Below are 26,319 nucleotides of genomic sequence, written 5' to 3'. Positions count from 1 at the left end.
ACTTCTTATGTTAAAACAATTTATAGAAAGACCGGTACTTTCAACGGTCATCTCCATTATACTGCTATTGCTGGGAGCTCTTTCGGTATTCAACCTGCCAATTACGCTGTTTCCCGACATTGCCCCTCCAAGCGTTCAGGTTACCGCATTTTATCCGGGTGCGAATGCAGAAGTTGTCGCCCGCTCCGTTGCTGTTCCTATTGAAGAAGCAGTGAATGGCGTTGAGAATATGACTTATATGACTTCCAACTCGAGTAATGACGGTACTATGACCCTGAGTGTGTTTTTCAAGCAGGGTTCAGATGCAGATAATGCTGCTGTAAACGTGCAGAACCGGGTTTCCAAAGCCATGAGCCAGCTTCCTCAGGAAGTAGTTCAGGCCGGAATTTCCACACAGAAAGTACAGAACAGTATGATCATGTTTATGGGATTGTCAAGTGATGATCCTAAGCAATATGATGAACTGTTTCTTCAAAACTATCTTAAAATCAACGTTATTCCGCAGATACAGCGTATTCCGGGGGTTGCTCAGGCACAGGTTTTCGGAACGAGGGATTACTCGATGAGAATCTGGCTGAAACCGGACCGGTTAGCCGCTAATAATCTTTCTCCACAGGAAGTAATGGCAGCAATTAAAGACCATAACCTTGAAGCTGCGCCAGGACGTCTTGGACAAGGAAGTAAGGAAACCTACGAATATATTTTAAAGTATAAAGGTAAATTAAGCAAAAACGAGGACTACGAAAACATTGCGATTAAAGCCAATAATGACGGTTCATTTTTAAGATTAAAAGATGTTGCAAGAGTAGAATTCGGTTCCTATACTTATACAGCAGCCAACAGAGTGGACGGTAAACCTGTAGCAGGGTTCGCGATCCTTCAAACGGCGGGTTCCAATGCCAATGAAATTCTGACTGAAATTGAAAAACAGGTCGATCAGTTTTCAACGACCCTTCCAAAAGGAGTAAAGCCGATCATTATGTACAACTCTAAAGATTTCCTGGATGCCTCTATTCATCAGGTGGTAGAAACTTTGGTGATTGCATTTATCCTGGTATTTATTGTCGTGTATATCTTCCTTCAGGATTTCAGATCTACTTTGATTCCGGCCATTGCGGTTCCGGTTGCCATTATTGGTACCTTCTTCTTCCTTCAATTATTTGGATTCAGTATCAATATGCTTACACTGTTCGCACTGGTACTCGCCATTGGTATTGTGGTGGATGATGCGATCGTTGTGGTTGAAGCCGTCCATTCCAAGATGGAACAGACAGGAATGCCGGTGGAACAAGCCACCACCAACTCTATGAGTGAAATTTCAGGTGCGATTATTTCCATTACTTTGGTGATGTGTGCCGTATTTATTCCGGTTGGATTCATGCAGGGCCCTGCTGGAGTTTTCTACCGACAGTTTGCCTTTACATTGGTCATTGCGATCATGATCTCAGCAGTCAATGCATTAACATTGAGTCCGGCTCTTTGTGCATTATTGCTTAACGACCCTCAGGGAGAACATGGTGAGCATAATCATAAAAAAGGTTTTGGAGCGAAGTTTTTCAACGCATTCAATGTGGCCTTTAATAATATGACCAAAAAGTACATTTACAGCCTTAAGTTTTTAATCAAAAACAAATGGGTTGCCGTGGGAGGTCTGGCCGTGATCATTGCTGCAAGTGTTTTCCTGATCAATAAAGCCCCTACAGGATTTATTCCAACGGAAGATCAAGGATTTGTTTTGTATGCAGTGAATACTCCTCCGGGAAGTTCACTGGACAGAACCAACCGGGCTACTGAGCAGATTGATAAAATTGTTAATGCTGAAAAATCCATGAAGCACCTGTGGGTAGCCGATGGAATGAACTTTATCAGTAATGCCAACGCTTCTCCTTATTCTGCAGGATTTATTAAGCTTAAAGATTATAAAGACCGTGGCGAAATGAAAGATCCTGACCAAATTGCTGCTGCCTTAACAGGTAAAGTATCGCAGGTAAAAGATGCCAACGCATTCTTCTTCAATTTCCCTACCGTACAAGGTTTTGGTAACGTTTCCGGTTTTGAATTCATGCTTCAGGATAAAACCAATGGTTCATTTGAACAGTTAGGAACAACCACTCAGGCTTTCATCGGAGAACTGATGAAACGTCCGGAAATTGCATTCGCCTTTACGACGTATGCAGCAGGAAATCCTCAGTACACGATTGATGTAGATGCTGATAAGGCCAATCAATTGGGCATTTCTATAACAGAGTTGATGCAGACTATGCAGATCTATTACGGAAGTAGTTTCGTTTCAGATTTCAACAGATTTGGGAAATATTACAGAGTAATGGCTCAGGCAGATATTCCTTACCGTACCGATGCGAATTCTCTCGAAGGAATTTATGTTAAAAATAAATCAGGCGAAATGGTTCCTGTAAAGACCCTGGTTACTTTACAAAGAACTTTCGGACCTGAAACTGTAACCAGAAATAACCTTTTCAACGCAGTAACGATTAATGGAACTCCAAAACCAGGTTACAGTACCGGAGATGCGATTAAAGCAGTTGAAGAAGTAGCTCAGAAATCATTACCAAGAGGATACGGATATGAATGGACAGGAATTACCCGTGAAGAAATCAAGACAGGGGGACAAACGGCCTTTGTATTCTTCTTAAGTATATTATTTGTGTATTTCTTATTAGCCGCCCAATATGAAAGTTATATTCTTCCTTTTGCTGTTATTCTGACAGTTCCTACAGGGATTTTCGGAGTATTTGCTTTCACGGGACTGGCTGGAATTGATAATAATATTTACGTTCAGGTTGGTTTGATCATGCTTGTCGGGCTTCTTGCGAAAAATGCGATTTTGATTGTAGAATTTGCCGTACAGCGAAGAAAGGCAGGAAAAACATTGATTGAGTCTGCTCTTCAGGCTTCAAGATTACGTTTGAGACCTATTCTGATGACTTCATTTGCCTTTATTATCGGGATGCTTCCATTGGTTTGGAGCCAGGGAGCTGCTGCAAAAGGTAACCATTCTATCGGTATCAGTACCGTAGGGGGAATGTTTACAGGGGTGGTATTCGGTATTTTCATTATTCCGGTAATGTATGTGATCTTCCAGTATCTGCATGAAAAAATGCCGAGCAGAAAAAAGAAAAGACTTCTGAAAAAACAACAGGAAGAACTTCTGGCCACTGCTCACTAATATATATTATATCAAAACTTTGAGATATTAATGGTTCAATAAAAGCAAAGTATTCTCCTACTAAAGACCTCTTTGCATTAATAAAACCTTCTCAAAGTTTTGTTTTCAACTAAAAGTCTATTTAAAACTATGAAAAGAATTAAGAATTTTATTCTCACCCTTATATTGGCTTTAGGCGCGGTTTCATGTGTGTCCAAACTGGCATACACGGAGCCGGACCTTCAGCTTCCGGAAAAATTCCAGTACACTGCTACGGCTGATACAGCAAGCGTTGCCAATCTGGAATGGAAACAGTTTTTCAGCGATCCTATTTTACAGGGATTGATTGAAAAAGGAATTAAAAATAACTACGATCTTCAGATTGCTTTAAAACAGGTAGCTTCTTCACAGGAAAAGCTGAAACAGGCAAAATATCTTCAGTACCCTGATGTAGGTTTTGGTGTTTCGGCACAAATTTCAAAACCTTCAGAAAACAGTATGAACGGGAAAAGCCTGAATTCATTTTTAGGTGAGAGTCACGTTGAAGATTATAATGCAGCATTCAATCTTTCGTGGGAAGCAGATATCTGGGGAAAGATCAAAAATCAGCAGGAAGTTTCAAGAATGCAGTATCTGCAGACTTATGAAGCTACAAAAGCAGTACAGACCCAGGTAGTAGCAGCTATTGCACAGGGATATTACAATTTATTAATGCTTGATAAACAGATCCAGATTGCCAAATCCAATCTGGAATTGAGCACCAATACCCTTTCCATTACTGAAAAAATGTGGCAAAGCGGAGATACCACTTCTTTAGGCGTTCAGCAGGCAACCGCTCAGAAACAGTTAACAGAACTTTTGATCACTCAATTGGAACAGAATATTGCCATTCAGGAAAATGCTTTGAGTATCCTTGTGGGTGAAAATCCAAATAAAGTCAACAGAACGATTGAAATGTCTGACACTTCTCTTCCCCAGAATATTTCCGCAGGACTTCCGGCAGCCATGGTAAGCCGTCGTCCGGATGTGCGTCAGCAGGAATTGGTTTTGCTGGAATCCAATTCAATGGTTGGGATAGCTCAGGCTAATATGTATCCTGCCTTGAAAATCACAGCAAACGGAGGAGTGAATTCATTTAAAATCGATAACTGGTTTCAGATTCCGGCATCTTTGTTCGGATCTGTATTGGGAGGAATTACTCAACCTCTTTTCCAGAAAAGACAATTGAAAACAGATCTGAATGTGGCTAAAATCCAAAGAGAGAAAAATGTATTGGCGTTCCGTCAGTCGGTTTTAAATGCTGTGGGTGAAGTTTCCGATGCTTTGGTGTCTAACGAAAGCCTAAAAGTTCAGGAACAAAAAGCAAAAGAACAGGTAACCACGTTGAAAAACGGAATAAAAAGTGCAGAAATGCTTTACAAAGGCGGTATGGCCAATTACCTGGAAGTAATTACAGCTCAGGGGAATTCTCTGCAGGCTGAACTCAATCTTGCTTCTGTAAAAAGACAGAGACTAAGCAGTATTGTAGATCTTTACAGAGCTCTTGGTGGCGGTTGGAAGTAGTAAATTTAATTATATTGTTTTTAGTGCGGTCTCTGATTCAGGGATCGCATTTTGTTTATTTTTAAGGAAATTTAGCTGTTTCTCTAGGGATGAAAAACCCTTTGATGCAATTCAAATTTCTGATACAAATCTGGATGTGGTTTTTAGTTTGTATGCCAGCCCCTTCATAGGCTGGCCCACCTTCCGTAAAAATTCCTCTGGCAGTATCAAATCTCCTGATCTCGCTAAACCCTTTTTCCTCTTCATCTCTTTTTATTGCATCCTCAATTTTTTGATGCAGATATTCTATGACGGCACAATCAAGTTCTCTTAATACTAAATCCTGGTGGGCATCTCTCTTCACATCCTTATTCTGGGGTAATTTTTTTCCTGTAAATTCTAAATCAGTTTTAAGCAGTTCATAATAATCACATAATACCCCAATAAACTGAGAGTCTGTGAAATCCAAACAATAATCTAACTGATAAATTACTCCAACCACAGACGGATTGGCTACAGTACCTCTTTCAAGTTTGTCTTCAGCCCATTTTAATGCTCTTTCAAAATTATTTTCCCATACATAAAAACCATTCCCTAGCCAGTCAAATTTTTCCTGACTTTTTTTGATTTTATTAGGATTATTAACCAGTTCGTTTCTAACAGACTCATCGCACCCATGAAATCCAATCATTAAATTTGGACGGCTACTGTAAAGCATTAGAAAGAATATTATTTAGTGGAAACAACTCTTTTTAAATTACTGTATGTGCCAGTAAAATTTTCATTCTTGGTAAGAATTTTAGCAGACTGCAAAGAGGTTAAAATCTTGGTTCTATCCTTCTTCTCGGCTCTTATACTTTTAGCCAGAGCCTTTAACAATTTAACCTGATTATTTTCCATTTTCTTTGCTTTTGATTGTATAAATATAAATCCGATATCTTTTATCAGAACAAAGTAACAGTTTTTTTTAATATAAAACAACACAAAAAAAACACGAACCACATAGAATATCAATGGGTTAAACCATAATATTTATAAAAAATTATTTTTCCTGTTCAGAGATCCACTGAAGCAGCTCTTCAAAATCTTCCTGTGAATAGCCCAATTGCAGATAATGAATATCATCAGCTTTCCTGTACCATGTCAGCTGGCGTTTTGCGTATCTTCGACTGTTTTTTTTGATCTCAGAAACGGCAAACTCAAGATCCCATTCTCCATCAAAATATTTGAACAATTCTGCATATCCAACCGTTTTCAAAGCTGTCAGATCTTTAAATTCCTCCAGAACTTCCGCTTCTGCCAAAAGTCCTTTCTCCATCATGACCTCTACCCTTCTGTTGATTCTGTCATACAGATCTTCTCTGGACGCTTCAATTCCTATCCGGATCACATTGAAATCTCTGGAATCCTGTGAAACAGCGATCTGCTCGGAATATTTTTTATTCGTCTGCCAGATCACATCAATAGCCCGTAAAAGTCTTCTGTGATTGTGAAAATCTACCACTCCGAAATACTCGGGATCGAGCTCTTTCAAAATCTGCTGAAGTTTTTCGATTCCTTCCGTGTCAAAGATTTCCTGTAACTTTTTCTGATTGTTTTCATCAGCTTCAGGCAGGTCATTCAAACCTTCAATAACCGCTTTTTCATACATCATACTTCCACCTACCAAAATGACGGTGTCATGATTAACAAAAAGTTCATTAAGTTTTTTTAAAGCATCTTCCTCATACTGACCGATAGAATAGTATTCTTTAACTGAAAGATTCCCAATAAAATGATGAGGTGCCTGTGCCAGTTCGTCTTCCGAGGGCGACGCCGTTCCTATTTTCATTTCTTTAAAAAACTGACGGGAATCACACGAAATAATTTCCGTATTGAAATGGTTGGCCAGATCAATTGCCAGTCTCGTTTTGCCTATTCCAGTGGGTCCTACAACAGAAATCAAATTTTTCATATGTAGTTTATTTATTTGTTTTTTAAAGGTCATATGGAATCTAAAATCTTCCTCATTAATTGTGGTTTCCAAATCACTGCGATTTCACAGTGCTAATTTAAATGTTTATCTTTGTACAACAATAAAAAACTATGATTTTATCAATGACCGGATTCGGCAGAGCCGAAGGTGTTTTTGAAGGTAAAAAGATTTCAATAGATATTAAATCATTGAACAGCAAAAGCTTTGATTTAAATATCAAAGTTCCTTTACGTTACAAAGAAAAAGAATTCGAAATCAGAAAAATCCTTAATGACAGAATTATCCGTGGAAAGGTAGACTGCTACATCAATCTGGAGAACCTTGAGGAAACTAATGATGTGAAGATCAATAGAAGCTTAATTGATTCTTATATCAATGAACTTCGCAACATCGCTTCTGACGGACCAGACTTTGAATACCTGAAAATGGCGGTAAGACTTCCTGATGCGATCACGTCTAGACCAGACGAGCTTACGGAAGGTGAGTGGGAATCTTTAGCGAAGATCGTTCATGCAGCGGTGGATCGTTTTATGGAATTCAGAAAGACGGAAGGAGGAATCTTACACGAAGAACTGGCCAGAAATATCCAGAATATTGATAAATATCTTGCTGAAGTCATTCCTTTTGAAGAAGAAAGAATCATTGCAGTAAAAGAACGTTATCAAAAATCTTTGAAGGAATTCGAAAATGTAGACGAAACCCGTTTCTATCAGGAAATGGCTTATTTTACGGAGAAACTTGATATTGCAGAAGAAAAAGTAAGACTTACCCAGCATTTGAAATATTACCAGGAAGTAATGGACAATGAAGATTTCAACGGAAAAAAACTTGGTTTTATTTCTCAGGAGATCGGAAGAGAGATCAATACTTTAGGGTCAAAAGCCAATCATGCAGAAATCCAGAAACTGGTAGTCATGATGAAAGATGATTTGGAAAAAATTAAAGAACAAACGTTAAACGTATTATAGACCATAGACCTATAGACAGGAGATCATAGATTTTATTCTTGTATCTCTAATCTAAAAATCTCTAATCTAAATGAATAAAGTTATCATATTTTCAGCACCATCCGGGAGCGGGAAAACTACATTAGTAAGGCATTCTCTGGAAACATTTCCTGAACTGGCATTTTCTATCTCATGTACGACAAGACAGCCGAGAGGAAGTGAAGCTCATGCCGTGGATTACCATTTTTTGAGTCCGGATGAATTCAGACAGAAAATAGCGGAAGATGCTTTTGTAGAATTTGAAGAAGTGTATACTGATAAATATTACGGTACTTTAAAATCGGAAGTGGAAAAGATCTGGAATGCAGGAAAGGTCGTTATTTTTGATGTGGATGTAAAAGGAGGAATTTCTTTAAAAAAATATTTTGGAGAGAAAGCCCTGTCCATTTTTATTGAACCACCTTCCGTAGAAGAATTGGAACGAAGATTGATCTCCAGAAACACAGATGATGCAGAAACCATTCAAACCCGGGTAGCAAAAGCAGGAGAAGAAATTACCTATGCAAAAGAATTTGACAAGATCGTTATCAATAACGATCTTGACGAAGCAAAAAGAGAAATAGAAAGTTTAATAAAAAAATTTATAGAAAGAAACTAGATGCTAGAAATTAGAAATTAGTTGTACCGATATACCCATTTAAGTCACACCAAAACTCTAAATTCTAATTTCTAATCTCTAAATTCTATAATAAAAAAAATTGAGGTTGATATGAGTACCGAAACATTAGAAAAAGCTAAATCTGCAATTCCTGTAAGAGGATTTCTGGATATCAAAGATATAGCGATTCCTCAAGTAGAAGAATTGGTGAAAGCTATTCTTAAGCTTAAGGAAGAAAAAAATGCAGTAATCCTTGCCCATTATTACCAGCCGGGAGAAATTCAGGATATCGCCGATTTCCTGGGAGATTCTTTACAGCTGGCAAGACAGGCCAAAGACACCAATGCAGACATGATTGTATTCTGTGGAGTACATTTCATGGCAGAAGCCGCTAAAATTCTGAACCCGACTAAAAAAGTAGTTCTTCCGGATACCATGGCCGGATGTTCTCTTGCAGACGGATGTTCAGGAGAAGGTTTGAGAAAAATGCGTGAACAGCATCCTAATGCGCTTATCGCTACCTACATCAACTGTAATGCTGAAACTAAAGCAGAAAGTGATATCATTGTGACCAGCTCAAACGCTGAAACAGTGATTGAAGCCCTGCCGAAAGACCGACCGATCATCTTTGCACCAGATAAAAATCTAGGAAGATATCTATCTAAAAAAACCGGCCGCGATATGATCCTTTGGGATGGAAGCTGCATCGTACATGAAGCATTTTCTATGGAAAGAATTGCACAACAGTTAGCAGAAAATCCTGACGCGAAAATGATTGCCCATCCTGAAAGCGAGGAAGCCGTATTAAAACTGGCTCATTTCATCGGTTCTACTTCTGCCCTGTTGAATTTTGTAGAAAAAGACGATTGTCAGAAATTCATTATTGCCACTGAGGAAGGAATTCTTCATGAAATGAGAAAACGTGCTCCACACAAAGAATTGATTCCCGCTCTTGTATTTGACGAAAGCTGTAACTGTTCGGAGTGTTTCTATATGAAACGTAATACGATGGAGAAGTTGTACCTGTGCATGAAATATGAACTTCCGGAAATCCTTATTGACGAAGAACTTCGTTTAAGAGCTTTGAAACCCATTGAGGCAATGCTGGATCTTTCGAAGTCTATCAAATAATGAAAAAAATATTTTTACTATCTCTGTTATTTGCTGGCAGTCTCTATTTTTCTCAGAACTATAAAGAAACAGTGATCAAACAGGCCACTGAAATGAGAAAATATTTTATGGAAAAAAATTATAATGCGTACAGTAATTATGTGGACGATGGCGTTATAAAAATGTTTGGAGATAAAAAGAAAATGATCAGTACATCAGTAGATGCTGTTGAAAAAATGAGTAAGGCAGGATATACTTTTAAAAAAGTAAACTTTTCTGATGTTTCTGATATTGTTCATACTAAAAATGAACTGCAAACAGTAGTTCATCAAAGAATAGAAATGGAAACTCCTAAAGGTATTATCTTAGGTGATTATTATCTGATTGCCATTTCAAAAGACAATGGAAAACTTTGGAAATTTATAGACACTTCAGGGAAAAGCATTGAATCAGTAAGAAAATATTTTCCCAACTTAAGTCCTCAACTTTATATTAAAAAATAATTAATCTAAAAGTAAAAAATAAGCACTGTTTTCACAGTGCTTATTTTTTTAAAATGGTCCAAAACATAAATAATCTACCTTTACCCGTAATTTACAGCACTCCGGTAAAGCGTTAAAATCATCACATGATTTTGGGTAATCCGGTCCTGGTCCATAAGGTCCGGAAGGACAGTTTTCAAAACAGGCGCTTCCTCCATTAACCGATTTTAGATTTTCTCTGTTTAATTTTCTCAGATTTTTCATAGTAATTTGTTTTAGCTTATCAATAAGATGACAGTTCATGAAAAAGATGCAAGCATCATTAATTACACCATTGGAGCATAGCAGGTACCACCAGGTTTTCTCCAGCAACCCCAGGCGCCGCCGCCACGGAAACACACATAGGCTGCTCCACCGCATGTTTCAATCTGAAACTCTGTAAATCCACCATTAATCTTACTTTTCTCTTCTCTGGAAAGCTTTTTTAAATTTTTCATACTAATTTTATTTTGGTTTAGTACTTAAATATAGATGTTTTACCAGACAAAATAAAACTTTCAGCAAAATTATCTCTCTCAGTAATGAATTAAAAACATCAGAACATCCACCAAAATTATTTTGCTGTCTCAAAATAATTTGTACATTTGTCTCGTAAAGAATGAACTTTCTAAGAAACATATCAGCCATTTCTCTACCGGAATTACTTATTTCGGGGCTATCTTCTGTTTCTACATCAACGATTACAACTACAACAACTACCCCTTAGCGGGGTACATTTTCACATATCATTTCCTACGCCCGTACTCTTTTTTTTAAAGAGTCATTATTTCGTTTACCTCAACCTCAAATACCTATTGGATGAAAATCTTAAAATTCGGCGGTACATCAGTCGCCAACGCCCGGAATATTCTTCTGGCAGAAAATATGATCAAAAAAGAATCTTTGCACAACAGAATTGTAGTAGTAGTTTCAGCTCTTCACGGAGTTACGGACAACCTGATAAAAGCGGCAGAGTATGCTTCTGCTAAAGATGAAAATTATCTTCCGCTCATCAAAGATCTTGAAGACAAACACCTGGATCTCGTCAAAGAACTGCTCCCCGTTTTAGAACAGAGTGCATGGCTGAGCTTCGTTAAAAAACATTTCAATGATATGGAAGATATCTACAACGGAATCTTTGTATTAGGTGAATTTACAGATAAAATCAGGGACAGGATTACTTCATATGGGGAATTTCTTTCTTCAAACATAATCGCCGCCAGATTTCAATATGAAGGATTAGACGCTATATGGATGAATGCTGCTGAACTGATCAGAACTGACAGCAATTTTGCCAATGCAAAAGTAGATTTTGATACCACTGAAGAAAATTTGAAAAATTATATTACCAGTCATCAAAATCAGATTATAGTGGCACCCGGTTTTATTGCTAAAGACCAGCATGGTAATATGACAACATTAGGCAGAGGCGGATCTGATTATACCGCAGCTATTATTGCAGCAGCTGTTTCGGCTGAAGAACTCCAGATCTGGACCGATGTAAGCGGTATGATGACTGCAGACCCGAGATTGGCATCCAACGCCAAACCCATTCCTGAGATTTCTTATCATGAAGCCATGGAACTTTCCCATTTTGGTGCTAAAGTGCTCTATCCTCCATCCATACAGCCAGTAATGGCCAAAAATATTGATCTTAAGATCAAAAATACTTTTGATCCCGATGCTTCCGGAACTTTGGTATCCCATCATCTGAACAGATCAGCAGACCAACAGCAACAGGCTGCGGCAGGAGTTTCCAACATGAGTCATATTGCTCTGGTAACTTTGGAAGGCAGCGGAATGGTAGGTATTCCCGGAATCTCGGCAAAACTTTTCCAGTGTCTAAGCTATGAAAAAATAAATGTCATTCTTATCACTCAAGGTTCGTCTGAACATTCTATTACGATTGCTGTTAATGAAAAAGATGTATTTCATGCCGAAAATGTTGTCAATGCTTCTTTTGAAGATGATATCAACCTATACAGAATGGCTCCGGTAAAGGTAGAAACGGGATTATCCATTGTGGCACTGGTGGGCGAAAATATGAAAAACAGAAGCGGGATCTGTGCGAAAATGTTCGGATGTCTGGGGAACAACGGGATTAACATCAGAGCTATTGCTCAGGGATCTTCGGAAAGAAATATCAGTATCGTTATTTCGGAAAAAGACACCAGAAAAGCGGTGAATGTTCTTCATGAGGAATTTTTTGAATCAGAAATCAAGCAGGTCCATCTGTATCTCTGCGGAACAGGAAATGTAGGGTCAAAACTGGTTCAGCAGATCTATGAACAGAATGCTTACCTGCAGGAAAATCATTTGGTCAATTTAAGAATTGTAGGGATTTCCAACAGCCAGAAAATGTTTTTTTCAGAGAAAGAAATTTCTGAAAGTGAGTTCAGCAACTGGAGTGAGAAAGGAATTCAAGCATCACTTCATGGATTTGCAAATGAGATTATCTCCAGAAATCTTCGGAATTCAGTATTTGTTGATGTCACTGCAAGTTCATCGGTGCCGGAGGTTTATGAGGATCTATTAAAAAGAAGTGTCAATATCGTGGCTTGTAATAAAATTGCAGCCTCATCAGATTTTGAACACTACAAAAATTTAAAAAATACGGCCCGGAATCATAATTGTAATTTTCACTTTGAAACCAATGTGGGCGCCGGACTTCCCGTGATTGGAACCATTAATGATTTAATGAAAAGCGGGGACAAAATCACTTCGATCCAGGCAGTACTAAGCGGAACCTTAAATTTTGTTTTTAATCATTATGATGGCAGCAGAACCTTTTCAGAAGTCGTAGCCCAGGCTCAGAAGGAAGGTTATACAGAACCGGATCCACGATTGGATCTTACAGGAACCGATGTAGCACGAAAGATTTTAATTTTAGCACGGGAAGCTGGATATGCACTTCAGTTTGAAGATATTGAAAATGAAAGTTTTCTTCCTGAAGAATGTCTTCAGGGAAGTGTGGAAGACTTTTACAACAAGCTTACTGAATATGAGGATCATTTCAAAAGTTTACTGAATGCTGCTCAAAAAGAAGGTAACATTTTAAAATACACTGCCGGTTTCAAAGACGGAAAAGCCAAAGTCGGACTTCAACACGCATCTCCGGATAGCGATTTGTACCATCTTTATGGTAAAGATAATATTGTCATCTTTAAAACTTTAAGGTATTCTGAACAGCCTCTTGTGGTGAAAGGTGCCGGTGCCGGAGCAGAAGTAACTGCCAGTGGTGTTTTTGCAGATATTATACGATCCGTTTAAAATAAATAGTATGAAAAAAATAAAAATAAAAGTTCCCGCTACCGTCGCCAATCTGGTTTGCGGATTTGACATTCTGGGAATGGCAATTCATGAGCCTCATGATGAAATGGAACTGAAATTACTGGACACTCCCGAAATCATTATTAAACATGAAGATCATTTCGGGCTTCCGGAAGATCCTTCTCAAAATGTAGCCGGTGTAGTGCTCCAAAACATCCAGAAACATTTTCAACTGACCCAAGGTTTTGAAGTAACGATCCGCAAGCATATAAAACCGGGCAGCGGGCTCGGCTCCAGTGCGGCAAGTGCCGCCGGAGCTGCCTTTGGGGCTAATGTTTTATTAGGAAATAGTCTGTCTGATGAAGAAATGATCCACTTTGCGATGTTCGGGGAAGAACTTGCTTCAGGAGTGCGCCATGCAGATAATATTGCCCCTTGTATTTATGGCGGCATTACATTAGTGAAATCCTCCTCTCCTATTGACATTATTCCTTTGAGTACACCGGATCTGTTTGTCGTTGCCGTACATCCGCAAGTGGAGGTAAAAACTTCCGATGCCCGTCAGATTTTAAAGAAAAATGTTCTTCTGAAAGATGCGGTAGAACAGTGGGGAAATATTGCGGGATTAGTGGCAGGAATTCTTAAAAATGATATTCCTTTAATTGGAAGAAGCCTTAATGATGTCATTATAGAACCCATAAGAAGCATCCTGATTCCTAAATTTGACGAGGTCAAAATGAAAAGTTTGGAAGCTGGTGCCCTGGGAGGCGGAATTTCTGGTTCGGGACCTTCAATTTTCATGCTGGCGGAAAAAAAAGAAACGGCTGAACATATTGCCCGGCTGATGAAATCGGTGTATGATGAGATTGAGATCGAGAGTTTTGTATATGTCTCTAAAATAAATCCGGCAGGGATTGAAATCGTTGAAGAACAATAAATTAAACAACATGAATTATTATAACTTAAAAGATAAGCAGGAAACGGTTGATTTCAAAACAGCCAGTATAAAAAGCCAGGGTAGTCAGAAAGGACTGTTCTTCCCGGAAACGATTCCTCATTTTGATGAACATTTCATTAAGCATCTTCATTTGTATTCTGATGAAGAAATTGCTTTCAGATGTATGAAAGATTTTACAGGCGATGAAATTCCGGCGGAAGTCTTAAAGACAATTGCAGCAGAAACGGTTAGTTTTACAATTCCTTTAAAAAAAATCAGTGAGCAGATATCTATCTTGGAACTCTTTCATGGACCTACATTGGCTTTCAAAGACGTGGGCGCCCGGTTTATGAGCAGATGCCTGTCTTATTTTCTGCAAGATCAGGATAAAAAAGTAACCGTTCTTGTCGCTACTTCCGGTGACACGGGCGGAGCTGTTGCTCATGGTTTCTATAACATTCCCGGAATTAATGTTGTTATTCTTTATCCCAAAAACAGAGTAAGCCCGGTTCAGGAAAAGCAACTTACAGCCTTGGGTGGAAATATTACTGCGCTGGAGGTTAAAGGAAATTTTGATGACTGTCAGAAGATGGTAAAACAAGCTTTTTCGGATGAAAGTATTAATGCGGAACTGTTTTTAACTTCTGCCAATTCTATTAATGTCGCGAGATGGCTTCCTCAACAGATTTATTATCTATTAGCTTTAAAACAATGGCAACAAAAAGAGAGTACAGATCCTGTCATCTGCGTTCCAAGCGGAAATTTCGGGAATATCTGTGCCGGGTTTCTGACTTATTTCCGTGGACTTCCTGCAGACCACTTTATTGCTGCCTGCAATGAAAATGATGTCGTTCCTGACTATTTAAAAACCAATCAATACCAACCTAAGAAAGCCTCAGCCACTTTATCCAACGCTATGGATGTTGGTGATCCAAGCAATTTTACGAGAATAATGGAACTTTTCGGACATCAGTTTGATACGCTTAACAATATGATCACCGGCTATTCAATAGATGATGAATCTACCCTGCAAACAATCAAAAAAGTTCATGAGAAATACGGATATATTCTGGATCCTCACAGTGCTGTTGCTTTTGCTTCTCTAGAAAAATATCTGAATGAAAATCCGGGTAAAAAAGGATTTATACTGGGAACAGCACATCCGGTAAAATTCCCTGAAGCAGTAGAAAAAGCAGCCAATATTAAGATTGGGATTCCGGAAGCATTGAATAATCTGATGAAAAAGGAGAAAAAAACTGTAGAAATTCCTGCAGATTTTGAAGAATTAAAACGATTTTTGCTGAATCAAAACCAGGAACAATGAGCAAGATCTTTCTTGAAGATGTAAAAATATATGCCTACCACGGTGTCCTTCCCGAAGAAAATATCATCGGTACCTATTATATTGTAAATGCGGAACTGCACACGGATCTTTGGAAAGCTGCCGAAACGGACGATCTGAATGATACCATTAGCTATGCGGATATCAACGGGATCATTCATGAGGAAATGGCAATACCATCAAAATTACTGGAACATGCAGCAGGAAGAATCACCATGAAAATCCATGAAAATTTTCCGCAAATTTCCTATATCAAATTGAAGATCACCAAAACTTCTCCACCGATGCAAGGTGAAATGAAAGGCGCAAGCATTGAACTGGAAAGAAGCTTTAAACCCGGAGAACTGTAAATTTTTATTTCACAAAAAACATAAAGAAATTGAAATCCATCAAATTATTATTTTTATTAAGCTTTGCGGTAGTTTTCGGCCAGACTGTAGCTGATACTCCAGCCTATAATTTTCCAAAGATCAGGTCCTCCATTACAATGCCGGTAACCATTCCGCTTTCGGAGATCAGTAATATGATCAATGCTTCAGTGAAAGATCTGGTATTCCAGGACGATTCGTATACGGATAACAATAATGACCAGTTCAAGGTAAAGGTATGGAAAACCCGTCCTATCCGATTGGTAGGAGGAACCAGTCAAAATATTCTGATCGAAGTTCCGTTAAAAATCTGGGCTGAAAAAGGGATCGGTACTTTGGGAGTGTACTCTTATCAGAATACAACTTTTGAAACGGTGATGTCTTTTAATACTACGGTGAGTTTCAACAATAACTGGACGATCTCTACCAATACGCAGCCTAACGGCTTCAGATGGGTAACAAAACCTGTTCTTGACTATGGCAAAATACAGATCCCTATTACTTCTCTGGTAGAAAAAAGTCTGAAAGAGCAGCAGGGAAAATTTGCCAAAACGATTGATCAGCAAATGAATACCCAACTAAATTTCCAACAGTACGCAGTCATGGCATGGAATGTTTTTTCGCAGCCTTTTAATATTTCAGAGGAATACAATACCTGGTTGAAAATAAGCCCGGTAGGCGTCAATATCACTCCACTGAAATTCTATGGCAATGAAATCACGACCAACATCGGAATGGATATTTACTCGGAAACATTTACTGGAAGTAAGCCTGCAGCATCAGCAACAGTAAAATCAGCCGGTAACTTTAATGTCATTCCTGTTTTAGCTGACAAATTTCTCCTGCAAACCACCGCCAATGTTCCTTTTTCAGAGGCAACGAATATTGCGAGAAATATGTTCATGAACAAAGAATACGATGTAAGGGGTTCTAAAGTAAAAATCAAAGACATCAGGGTTTATGGTTCCGAAGGAAGAGTCATCGTTGAAGCTGAAACAGAAGGTTACGTAAATGGTAAAGCGCTCATTTCAGGAATTCCGGTGTATGATGAAACGAAAAAGAAAATCGTACTCTCCAACACCAAGTTCAATCTCAGGACTGCCAATATTTTACAGAAAACTGCTACTCTCCTTTTTAAAGGAAAGATCGTGAAAATGATCGAAGATGAATACGGAATTCCTACTCAGGATCTGGAACTGGCTTCAAAGAAAAGTATTGAAGAAGCATTTAATAAAGAATATTACAAAGGTTTAAAAATGAATGGAAGGGTCTACAACCTGAAACCTGGCAGCATTCTTCTCAACGACTCAGGAATCACTGCGGTGATTGAAACGAGTGCTACTTTAAAACTAATCATCAACGGAATTTAAATTAATAAAAACTAATATTTATCATGAGAAAATATCTGGCAATTGTCGACAGACACAAAGCCACATCCGGCACCCGTTTTATTAACTTATTATTAGACCGACTTTTTATACAGGTCATTTACTACGTCTTCTTTTTTATTGTTGGAGTAGGCTACGCCGTATTATATGGAGAGGGATTTGATACAGAAAGTGCCAATCAAAGTTTTATGTTTAAGCTGATCACGCTTCTAACGTACCTCACAATATCCTTTTCATATTTCTTTTTTATGGAATTTTATCTTGGCAAAACCATTGGCAAATATATTACCGGAACTGAAGTGATCAGTATAGATGGAAATAAACCTACCGCCGGACAGATTATAGCCCGTACCTTTTCACGTGCAGTACCTTTTGACTCGCTATCTTTTTTAGGAAATAACGGTTGGCATGACAGCTGGAGCGATACCAGAGTCATAAAAGGTAAAAACTATGTTACTGAAAGACAATCGAAAGAAGAAATTAACAGCATTGGAGCGAAAGAAATGAGTTAAAAATTTTTGTTCATTAATAATTTTTGCTATATTTGCACACCTCAAAAATGGTAAAAATGGTACTTTGGCCGAGCGGCTAGGCAGTGGTCTGCAACACCATCTACAGCGGTTCGAATCCGCTAGGTACCTCTTAAAACCTCTAATTAAATAATTAGAGGTTTTTTTATTGATTATTTCCAGATCATTTGATTTTAAGTGGTGATCATGACAAGTCTCCCTATTCCGTTTTTTAAATAGTATGCAAGGTTATTTTTTCATTGAGATCCTACCACGACCGTCATCAAAAACAGGATAGTGTAATATAATAAATCGTGCTATATATTACTGTCATTCTTTCAATAATATATTTTAAAGGTGGGAGAATTAATAAAAAAAACTTCCCACATATCAGGGAAGTTAAAAGATTTAGGTGTGATGATGTCATCACTAAGATTATCAATTCAAATATAGGTGATTTATTTTATAATTAGTATGATTTAGATCATAATTTTAGTTTTCGCTATTTAAAACATAAAAAAAAGTCTCCCGGGGCACGGGAGACGAAAGTGTAAATTTTCAGAAATGAAATATATTATAAAGTGATGGTGATTTCTTATAACCAAACGGTATGCCGTTTCGGGTTGTACATCCACAAATCGTGACTTTTGTGGTATCTTTTTTCCAAAACCAGAAAGCTTTCATGAAGATTCCCATAAAAAACCGATATTATAATGCAGTAATGAAAGCGAAAAATCCAAAAAATATTCCCGGAGAATTGGCTACTACAATAGGCCAGTCTTTCTTAGGCTTCTTAACAAATCCATAAGTAACCCAAAGTGTACAGTTTATTGCCGCCACCAAAGGCTGAAGCCAATCCCCTTTATCTCCGTTTAAATTGTGGGTGATTTGAGGAATATAAGAAAAGTACATCGCCATAGCGGTAACTGTTGCTACCCATCCCAATATCTGCATCGCTTTTTCACTCATAACATTCTTTTTAATAGTTAGCGATCAATAAGAGAAATTATTATGACAAGCGTTTAATCCAATTTGTGTACAAAAAAAATCAACACCTATAATTAATGATAATTTTCTAAACCTCAAATTCGTTTTAAACATGAATTAAGTACCAAAATAAGTTGATACTTTTTTTGAACATTGAGAAAACAGAAAAACACGCTTATCCATCAGACTTATCAGTGAGACATAAAAATATCTGAACTAGCACAAATTGTAAAACCATTCAGTCTGGATAAAAAAAATCCCCGAATTGCTTCGGGGATAAAAACTAATAACCATGAAAACTCAAATTAAACATGAGTTGCTTGATTATATTGAAAAATCGTACCAAAATGTAAAAATTTTGAAAATAATTTGATTTTTTTTGAAAAAATTAATTGACCTGTACGTTTTACGAAGACATTGTCACGATACCTTCTTACGTTATTGCTTCATTTACAAGCATTAACAACAACTTACTTACATTCTAAAGTTTCATCGTATTTTTTTTTCCTCAGAAAGCATTTTTTTCTTCAACTTTAAAATAATCACTGTTTTCCTAAAAATCTCAAGATCGATGACAGTTTATATAAATCATCATCTATCATTTCTCTTTTACCATTTAGAACATTTTGTAAAAATTGCCAATCATCTGTCAGACTTCCCATTGTTAAATCTTTAGGATCCTTATAAGTGTGATATAGTTCTTCATCCAGAACATTCCAATATAAATCTTGATCCAACACAAAAGTATTATGGTTGGAAGCATCGAGCTTATTCATTAACAAAAGAAGGATTTTCTTTAGATCTTCCTTTTCAATTTCTATTGTATTTTTCATTTGATAAAGTCAACTATAGCTGCTTTTAATAAGATTAGTTTTTCGTATTTTGAATCTGTTCCAGAACCTTTTTACCATTATCATTCGCAGGGTTAAGTTTTAAAGATTTTTTATACATCTTAATCGCTTCATTTTTATCACCCGTTTTTAACAGAACTTCACCATAGCTGTCGTAAACATTCCAACTGTCAGGAAATAAATAGACGTTGAGTTTGAAAATACCCAGGGCTTCTTTCTCCTGATTTGTTGTCAGCATTCGATAAGCCCAGTTGTTCAGTTCAAGTTCCTTTGGATTAAAGTCAGGATTTTGTTTTTTTTCCTTTTTGACAAAATCTACAGCATTTTCAAATCCAATCTTTTGCAGATTTTTTCTTAGGTACGTTAGTGGATCAGCTTTGATAATATCAGGAATATAGCAACCTGCAATCTCTTCTATAAAATCCTCAGGAGCACTACCCCCTAAATTGGTTAATACAATAACTGCTAAATGATCATCAGGATAAACCAGTACAACAGATCTGTTACCACCTGACATTCCGACTGCCTTATGTTTTTTTCGAAACTTCGCAATCCCCCAGCCTCTTACCCAATCTGTAGGATTTCCATTATTGAATTGACCAGGGGACCACATCAGATTCAAAGTTCCGGACTTTTGAAATAACTGACCGTTTTGTAAGGCAATAATCCAATTGCCCACATCTTCAGCAGTACTGTTAAGTCCTCCCGATGTACGGCTAAAATCCGGAAATTCATAATAATTATTAGTCAATTGACTCTCATTCAAATTTTTTCCATCAAAAAAACTTCTGTAACTGTAAGAAGGTGCATAGTGAGGAATGACATCTCTTGAGTCTCCAAATAAGGTATGTTTTAAACGGGCGGTTTTAAATTGATTTTCTTCAAAGAAAACGGCAAATGGCAAGTCAGTAACGCTCTCAATTATTTTACCTAATAAGTAATAATTGGTTTGATTATAACGGAACTGTTCCCCTTTTCTAAAGTCTAAAGGAATAGTTTTGAGTTTTTCCCAAATCGCTTTTTCGGTTCGTAAAGGTCCAATATTTCCTGTAACAGGGTCAAAAAGCTCTAAAATTTCCGGTAATCCGGAAATATGAGTTAATAATTGATCAACAGTTATCTTTTGCCACTCTACTGGCAAATCATTTAAATAGGTACTGATGGGTGCATTTAAATTTATCTTTCCCTGCTCAACCAATTGCATGATCGCAACACCCGTAAAAATTTTAGTGTTTGAATTGAGGGGAAAAATAGTCGTGTTGGTTACCGGAATGTTATCCTGTATATTTGAAAATCCATAGGATTTACTCAAAACAATTGTACCATTTTGCACTATAGCAACCTGTACTCCAGGAATACGCCTCGTTTTCATTTCCCTATTAATAATTTCGTCTACATCTGCATTTACATTTTGCGCAAAAGAAGATACAGAAATGAGTAATGATATGATAAGAAAGTACATTTTCATGGTATATATTTTACCTATAAAACAACTGAAAATTAAATCTATTACATCCTTCCGCTAATTTAACAGAACGTTGAATTACTTTGAACAATTATATTCATCTAATTTTTTACAGTTTTATTATTACAAAATAATGATTGAAAAAATAACAAAAAAAATCCCCGAATTGCTCCGGGGATAAAAACTAATAACCATGAAAACTCAAATTAAACATGAGTTGCTTCATGTATTGAAAAATCATGCCAAAAGTTTAAAATGGCAAAAAATACTTTATATATTTTTAAGAGTTATTATCTATTAAAAAAATCAGGAAGCGATAATGTATTCGGGTAAAACGAAAAAACTTCCCATGAATGGGAAGCTAAAGTATGATTATAAAGTGATGAAAATGTATAATGCTTTAATTTTCAATTCAAATATAGAGACATTAAGACTTACTTTTTTATGACTAAGATCATATTAAAGTTTTCACTTATAAATTCTTTTCATCGGAACTATTCATCTTTTGATCGCGATCGCTCAAAATATGGAAAAAATTAAAAAGCCTCCCGAAGGAGGCCTCAAAAAACACAAATGATGAAAAAAATTTTTATAATCTATATAAAATTATCTATCGTTTAATTCTGTAGTCAAAATTATGATATACGATCTGTACATTTTATGAGTTGAGTCATAAAGTAAGTTTTTAACATATTTACTATGTCTAAATCTCACTGCGAGATTAAAATTTATAATCTTATTATTACCCTAAGTTCAATTTCGCAAAAGTATACGGACAATTAATCTTATCTACTCCTGTTTTCACTTTTACACCTTAACAAACGGTATTCATTTACAGCAATTTAAAACTTTTCAACAATGGAATATTCGCATAAATAATCAATTATTTAAAACTATACTGAATCATAATCTTGTAATATAATAAAAATTTACTAAAAACAACTTGATCCAGATCATATTTTTCAAATAATATATTCTATAGTTTTACATTAAAATCTAATTCAATATAACGTGATAAAATTCTCTATACTTATAGCCAATTACAATAATGGGAGATACTTTAGGGACTGTTATAACTCGTTGATTAGCCAGACCTATCAAAACTGGGAAGTTATAATTGTTGATGATGCATCTACCGATGACTCTATGGAAGTAATTGAAATGATTATTAAAAATGATCCCCGTTTCAAGATGTACCGCAATGCCACTAATCAAGGCTGCGGATATACAAAAAGAGAATGCATGAAATATGCACAAGGAGAAATATGTGCTTATCTGGATCCCGATGATGCTATTTATACAGATGCCCTGGAGAAAATAACACAGGAGTTTGTAAAAAATGATATTACAGCAGCCTATTCCCAAATGATGCTCTGTGATGAAAATCTTAATCCGGATAAGGTATTTGCAAGTACAAAACAGATTTATAACAGCAGATTCTTTTTCAATTGCCCTACTCAGTTTGCTCATTTCTTCACTTTTAAAAAAGAAACTTACCTGAAAACTTCTGGTATCAACCCCAATTTAAAAAGCGCTGTAGATCAGGACCTTTATCTCAAAATTCTTGAGCACGGTAGTGTCAAATATATAAAAGAGCCACTTTATATGTATAGATTACATGCGAAAGGTATTTCTCAACAGAGTTCCAAATCGAAAGCCAAAGAATCTTTTGCTAAAGTGATTCATGATACGATGAAAAGAAGAGGAATCAGAAAGATCAATAACAAAAAAGTTCCGGAAGTATATACCAACCCGCAGGAAATTTATGAGCTCCTTAATTATCAAACTCAAAGACTTCACCGCCTGATTAATAAAGTAAAAGTAACTCTAAATATATAATATAGTGCTTCTCAATGTTGAGAAGCATTTTTTTTATTTAATACAACCGACATAATAATAGAAATTCATTCCTGAAGTCCCCCCTCTATCATAAAGGTAAAATAAAAGACCTCCCATTCAGGAGGTCTAAAAACACAAATGATGAAAAAAATCTATTTAGAAAAATCTAAACAGAATCCGTTGACAATCGATGTCTTAATATCTTCTTCTATTATATCTTTTCCAGTAAGGAAAATCATAACTGTAACACCAAAAGCCTGATTTATGATTTATTTTTTTCAGAATCATACAACATCCAAAAATAGCAAGCATTGATAAACAAATAAAATAATCATTTTTAGAATAAATGAATAGTCAAAGACGTCCATAATAAGTAGTTTTCAGTTTTTATAATGTTAAATTTAATAAACTCCAAAACAATGTGAATAAACTATCTGTATTCTAAACTGATGAAAAAAATCCTCTTTCGAGGATCTCCAAAATGGACACTTATTTTACCACTAAGTCTTATTCTGCCCAGGTAACAGGGATATATACCGTTACATATCCGTCTGCATCTACCTGAGCATCAGATACAGTTCCAGTTACGGATCCATAGCCTGTCCAGCCTCCCTGTCCCTGCATCGCAGAAAACGTATAGCTCCCTGCAGGGATTCCCTCATAATATCCGGGAAGGGTCTGAAAGCCTCCACTGTAATAGGTATCATAAACCTCTCCCGTTACCGTATTCTCAGCCAAAAAGCTTCCCACATCATGATTACCCGAAAGGATCTTGGTTCCGTCTAAAGAAATAAGACCAAACCTTACTTTATAAGTTTTCATTTTTGAAACTTCTTTAGAGGTTTCAGAATGAGGCTGAGACTGAGCATCTGCCATGATATCATTATTTGAGCATGATAGAGCCGTAACCGACAAGGCTACAAAAGCCACTGTTTTAAAAATTGATATTTTCATATGAAAGTAATTTGGTATTCCAAAAATAACCAATTCATATGAACTGAATAAAAACACTTAATTAAATAAAAATTACATTCCGGAACCCCAGCTGGAAACAGAAACAATGCAGTCTGATTTTTTCATAAAAAGTACATTTATCTTAAAATATAATATTTTAACACTTCTTAACTGAATGTTGGCTTCATAATTGGAAATAAACAGATAGTTGCCGCCGTTTGGGCTAAGACTACTTATTAAAATTTGAATTATGAAAAAGATAGTATTAGCAGGTTTTTTATCAGTCTTCTTAATGACAGCCTGCAAAAAAGACGACAGGACAGCTGAAAAATCACTGGAAGAACAGAAACTGGAATTCCAGGCCAGACAGCTTGATATAGAAAAACAAAAGCTGGCTATTGAAAAAGAGAAATTAGTATACGAGGCACAGAAAAAAGTTGACAGCATCTCAGAAAGTAAAAAATCTCAGGCTGCTGCTGCCAGCAATTCAAAACCTAAAGTCATAAGAGAAACGAGAACCGTGTACAGAGACAGAGGATCTAACTCAAATTCTGGAGGAGGAACCTATGCTGATAACGGAAACAGCTCATCACAAGGAACAACCCAAAAGAAAAAAGGATGGAGCAAAGCCGCTAAAGGAACCGCTATCGGTGCCGTGGGTGGTGCCGCAGTAGGAGCTATTGTAGCGAAGAAAAACAGAGGTCTTGGTGCCGTAATTGGTGGAGTCGTTGGTGGTGCAACCGGTTATACAATCGGTAGAGCTGGTGACAGAAAAGACGGAAGAGTTCAACCGCGTAATTAATATTTTCATGATACTATTTAAAGATTGCTTATTTTTAAGCAATCTTTTTTTATGATGCTACTCTTTCTTTCTTCAGCAATCATGCTCTCAGTTCTCGCAGGCTGGGGAAAGATCTTAGAGAGTTTCTTAGGATCTTTATCGCAGGGAATTTCAGGGAATATTTTAAACGGAATAATAGGACTCAGCCTGATATGGACAGTTCTTGCGTTTTTTATTCCTATCAATATATATGTAGAGATTCCTTTTGTACTAGCAGGAGTTTTCCTCTTTTTCAAAAATAAACTGTATCTCGAATTTTCTCACTTCTCTAAAAAAGATTCTTTTTTAATAGGCGGTATCTCAGTAGTCATTCTTTACAGCAGTTCTTTTTATCCTTATATATTAGATCATTTCGGATATTATGTTCCCAGTATCAAATGGCTCACAGAATATGGTCTGGTGAAAGGCATTGCCAATCTTGATCTTACATTGGGACAAATGTCGGTCTGGCATATTTTTCAGGCAGGGTTTTCAGGGTTTTCAGATCCCTTTTTAAGGATGAATGCCGTTCTGCTGATCATTTACACCATTTATATTTTTGAAAACAAAAGCTGGATTCAACTCTCATTTATTCCGGTATTTTTGCTTTTTTCACAATCACCAAGCCCGGATTTGCCTGTCATCACTTTATCTTTGATTATTTTAAATGAGCTCATAACAGGTAATAAAAATATCAGGCTCCTTTTTGCCTATGCTGTTTTCATTTTTTCTATAAAGCCTACGATGATCTGGCTTCCACTACTGGTATTTCTATCTTCTGTATTGATCTTTAAACCTCATTATAAACATACCATCTTCGGAATTCTCATCCTTTTATTATTCTTCATTAAAAATATATGGACATTTGGTTATCCGGTATTCCCAGTTGCTACAGGCGATTTCGGATTCAGCTGGAAACCTAATCCGGAGGTTTTAAAAATATCATCTCAATACGCTATTCAGAAAACGTATGATATGCAGTATCCCTATGAGGAAATCCAAAAATTTTCTCTTTATGACGCGGTCAGAAACTGGTTTACACTGGAAGGAATTAAATCGAAAATCAATATCCTATTTATTTTATCCCTGACTGTATTTTCGGTTTTTGCCTTTATTAAAAAGAAAAAGATCCTCACCTTGATCTGTATCTCTTTATTAATTAAAAGTATGCTGGTATTAGCTTTTTCGGCCCAATATCGATTTTTTATTGATGTGTTTTTTGTAATATTTTTTGTATTGTTTATTCATTTAAGCAAAAAAAAGGCACTCCTGTTCTTCTCATTATTAAGTTTACTGGTGATGGGCATTTTAAGTTTCCCCAACTCCATCCGTCAATATATTCCGAGTTTCAGACCGGGAAATTTCATGACCGGCTTCAAAAAAGAACAATTGTATAAACCTTCCACCTATCATTACAATCAATTTGAAACCTTCCAAACAGGAAATTTAAAATTCAATATATCAAAAGATTACCCTTTTAATTTTGACACTCCGCTTCCTGCCATTTCTTCGGGCTACGTCATTGACTATATACATTCAGGGATTTTCCCGCAGTATATTGACAAAAAAAATATCAAAAAAGGATTTATCTGGAAACAGTTGACCCCAAAGGGAAAAAGAAAGATAAAGGGCGTTATCCATACTATCAAAAACAGTGATCAATAGAACAA

General features: G+C 36.6%; 24 protein-coding genes and 1 tRNA gene. 16 read left to right on the top strand and 9 right to left on the bottom strand.

What is annotated here, in order from left to right; all coding sequences use genetic code 11:
• The first annotated feature begins 7 nt into the window (after positions 1-7).
• A complete protein-coding gene (locus tag BUC06_RS12785; protein ID WP_073334403.1) occupies positions 8-3,187 on the top strand; it encodes an efflux RND transporter permease subunit in 3,180 nt (1,059 codons plus the stop codon).
• 129 nt (positions 3,188-3,316) lie between these two features.
• Positions 3,317-4,729 (top strand): efflux transporter outer membrane subunit, encoded by a 1,413-nt coding sequence (locus BUC06_RS12780; protein WP_073334402.1) that lies wholly within the window; start codon positions 3,317-3,319, stop codon positions 4,727-4,729.
• A 61-nt stretch (positions 4,730-4,790) separates the two neighbouring features.
• On the opposite strand, the gene BUC06_RS12775 is transcribed toward BUC06_RS12780, so the two are convergent.
• The 3 genes from BUC06_RS12775 to miaA form a co-directional block, all read right to left on the bottom strand.
• On the bottom strand, positions 4,791-5,399 hold the full coding sequence (locus BUC06_RS12775; RefSeq protein ID WP_228423724.1) for a hypothetical protein: 609 nt from the start codon (positions 5,397-5,399) through the stop codon (positions 4,791-4,793).
• A 38-nt stretch (positions 5,400-5,437) separates the two neighbouring features.
• A complete protein-coding gene (locus tag BUC06_RS23850; RefSeq protein ID WP_164466105.1) occupies positions 5,438-5,608 on the bottom strand; it encodes a hypothetical protein in 171 nt (56 codons plus the stop codon).
• Positions 5,609-5,750: 142 nt separating this feature from the next.
• A complete protein-coding gene (gene miaA, locus BUC06_RS12765) occupies positions 5,751-6,662 on the bottom strand; it encodes a tRNA (adenosine(37)-N6)-dimethylallyltransferase MiaA (protein ID WP_073334399.1) in 912 nt (303 codons plus the stop codon).
• Between the two features lie 131 nt (positions 6,663-6,793).
• Between miaA and BUC06_RS12760 the strand changes: the two genes are divergently transcribed.
• From BUC06_RS12760 to BUC06_RS12745, 4 genes are all read left to right on the top strand, one after another.
• Positions 6,794-7,651, top strand: coding sequence for a YicC family protein (locus BUC06_RS12760; protein ID WP_073334398.1), 858 nt, complete (start codon positions 6,794-6,796; stop codon positions 7,649-7,651).
• Positions 7,652-7,721: 70 nt separating this feature from the next.
• Positions 7,722-8,288 carry a guanylate kinase gene (gene gmk, locus BUC06_RS12755; RefSeq protein WP_073334397.1) on the top strand — a complete coding sequence of 189 codons (567 nt, stop codon included), beginning with the start codon at positions 7,722-7,724 and terminating at the stop codon, positions 8,286-8,288.
• Between the two features lie 111 nt (positions 8,289-8,399).
• On the top strand, positions 8,400-9,419 hold the full coding sequence (nadA, locus tag BUC06_RS12750; RefSeq protein WP_073334396.1) for a quinolinate synthase NadA: 1,020 nt from the start codon (positions 8,400-8,402) through the stop codon (positions 9,417-9,419).
• Positions 9,419-9,901: a hypothetical protein gene (locus BUC06_RS12745; RefSeq protein ID WP_073334395.1), complete on the top strand. Its 483-nt coding sequence runs from the start codon at positions 9,419-9,421 to the stop codon at positions 9,899-9,901. Before nadA ends, BUC06_RS12745 begins: the two co-directional genes overlap by 1 nt.
• Before the next feature lie 48 nt (positions 9,902-9,949).
• On the opposite strand, the gene BUC06_RS12740 is transcribed toward BUC06_RS12745, so the two are convergent.
• Together BUC06_RS12740 and BUC06_RS23845 are read right to left on the bottom strand one after the other, a co-directional pair.
• Positions 9,950-10,144 carry a bacteriocin-like protein gene (locus tag BUC06_RS12740; RefSeq protein WP_073334394.1) on the bottom strand — a complete coding sequence of 65 codons (195 nt, stop codon included), beginning with the start codon at positions 10,142-10,144 and terminating at the stop codon, positions 9,950-9,952.
• Positions 10,145-10,206: 62 nt separating this feature from the next.
• Positions 10,207-10,377 carry a bacteriocin-like protein gene (locus BUC06_RS23845; protein WP_164466103.1) on the bottom strand — a complete coding sequence of 57 codons (171 nt, stop codon included), beginning with the start codon at positions 10,375-10,377 and terminating at the stop codon, positions 10,207-10,209.
• A gap of 361 nt (positions 10,378-10,738) precedes the next feature.
• Here BUC06_RS23845 and thrA point away from each other — a divergent pair, with 361 nt between their 5' ends.
• From thrA to BUC06_RS12705, 7 genes are all read left to right on the top strand, one after another.
• Entirely contained in the window at positions 10,739-13,189 is a 2,451-nt protein-coding gene (gene thrA / locus BUC06_RS12735) for a bifunctional aspartate kinase/homoserine dehydrogenase I (RefSeq protein ID WP_073334393.1), read from the top strand.
• A 10-nt stretch (positions 13,190-13,199) separates the two neighbouring features.
• Positions 13,200-14,126 carry a homoserine kinase gene (locus BUC06_RS12730; RefSeq protein ID WP_073334392.1) on the top strand — a complete coding sequence of 309 codons (927 nt, stop codon included), beginning with the start codon at positions 13,200-13,202 and terminating at the stop codon, positions 14,124-14,126.
• A 10-nt stretch (positions 14,127-14,136) separates the two neighbouring features.
• Positions 14,137-15,450 carry a threonine synthase gene (gene thrC / locus BUC06_RS12725; protein ID WP_073334456.1) on the top strand — a complete coding sequence of 438 codons (1,314 nt, stop codon included), beginning with the start codon at positions 14,137-14,139 and terminating at the stop codon, positions 15,448-15,450.
• Complete coding sequence (gene folB / locus BUC06_RS12720) at positions 15,447-15,818, top strand: dihydroneopterin aldolase (protein ID WP_073334391.1); 372 nt, start codon at positions 15,447-15,449, stop codon at positions 15,816-15,818. The genes thrC and folB overlap by 4 nt, the downstream gene beginning before the upstream one ends.
• A 29-nt stretch (positions 15,819-15,847) precedes the next feature.
• The gene (locus BUC06_RS12715; protein WP_073334390.1) at positions 15,848-17,206 is read left to right on the top strand and encodes a DUF4403 family protein; all 1,359 of its coding nucleotides are present in this window, start codon (positions 15,848-15,850) and stop codon (positions 17,204-17,206) included.
• 23 nt (positions 17,207-17,229) lie between these two features.
• The gene (locus BUC06_RS12710) at positions 17,230-17,736 is read left to right on the top strand and encodes an RDD family protein (protein ID WP_073334389.1); all 507 of its coding nucleotides are present in this window, start codon (positions 17,230-17,232) and stop codon (positions 17,734-17,736) included.
• Between the two features lie 58 nt (positions 17,737-17,794).
• Positions 17,795-17,865: transfer RNA gene (locus BUC06_RS12705), tRNA-Cys, on the top strand.
• 576 nt (positions 17,866-18,441) lie between these two features.
• On the opposite strand, the gene BUC06_RS12700 is transcribed toward BUC06_RS12705, so the two are convergent.
• From BUC06_RS12700 to BUC06_RS12690, 3 genes are all read right to left on the bottom strand, one after another.
• Positions 18,442-18,702, bottom strand: coding sequence for a SemiSWEET family transporter (locus BUC06_RS12700; RefSeq protein WP_073334388.1), 261 nt, complete (start codon positions 18,700-18,702; stop codon positions 18,442-18,444).
• Between the two features lie 560 nt (positions 18,703-19,262).
• Positions 19,263-19,553, bottom strand: a complete 291-nt coding sequence (locus tag BUC06_RS12695) for a hypothetical protein (RefSeq protein ID WP_073334387.1) — start codon at positions 19,551-19,553, stop codon at positions 19,263-19,265.
• 34 nt (positions 19,554-19,587) lie between these two features.
• Positions 19,588-21,039, bottom strand: a complete 1,452-nt coding sequence (locus BUC06_RS12690) for a serine hydrolase (RefSeq protein ID WP_073334386.1) — start codon at positions 21,037-21,039, stop codon at positions 19,588-19,590.
• Positions 21,040-22,047: 1,008 nt separating this feature from the next.
• Between BUC06_RS12690 and BUC06_RS12685 the strand changes: the two genes are divergently transcribed.
• A complete protein-coding gene (locus BUC06_RS12685; RefSeq protein ID WP_228423722.1) occupies positions 22,048-22,875 on the top strand; it encodes a glycosyltransferase family 2 protein in 828 nt (275 codons plus the stop codon).
• A gap of 507 nt (positions 22,876-23,382) precedes the next feature.
• On the opposite strand, the gene BUC06_RS12680 is transcribed toward BUC06_RS12685, so the two are convergent.
• Entirely contained in the window at positions 23,383-23,829 is a 447-nt protein-coding gene (locus BUC06_RS12680) for a hypothetical protein (protein ID WP_073334385.1), read from the bottom strand.
• Positions 23,830-24,079: 250 nt separating this feature from the next.
• Between BUC06_RS12680 and BUC06_RS12675 the strand changes: the two genes are divergently transcribed.
• Together BUC06_RS12675 and BUC06_RS12670 are read left to right on the top strand one after the other, a co-directional pair.
• Entirely contained in the window at positions 24,080-24,631 is a 552-nt protein-coding gene (locus BUC06_RS12675; protein ID WP_073334384.1) for a glycine zipper domain-containing protein, read from the top strand.
• Positions 24,632-24,682: 51 nt separating this feature from the next.
• Complete coding sequence (locus BUC06_RS12670; RefSeq protein WP_073334383.1) at positions 24,683-26,314, top strand: LIC_10190 family membrane protein; 1,632 nt, start codon at positions 24,683-24,685, stop codon at positions 26,312-26,314.
• Positions 26,315-26,319: the final 5 nt, after the last annotated feature.

This window comes from Chryseobacterium carnipullorum (assembly GCF_900142785.1).
GTDB classification, from domain to species: Bacteria; Bacteroidota; Bacteroidia; order Flavobacteriales; family Weeksellaceae; genus Chryseobacterium; species Chryseobacterium carnipullorum.
The sequence above is the reverse complement of the archived record's forward strand: the minus strand, read 5'-3'. Positions and strand labels throughout refer to the sequence as shown.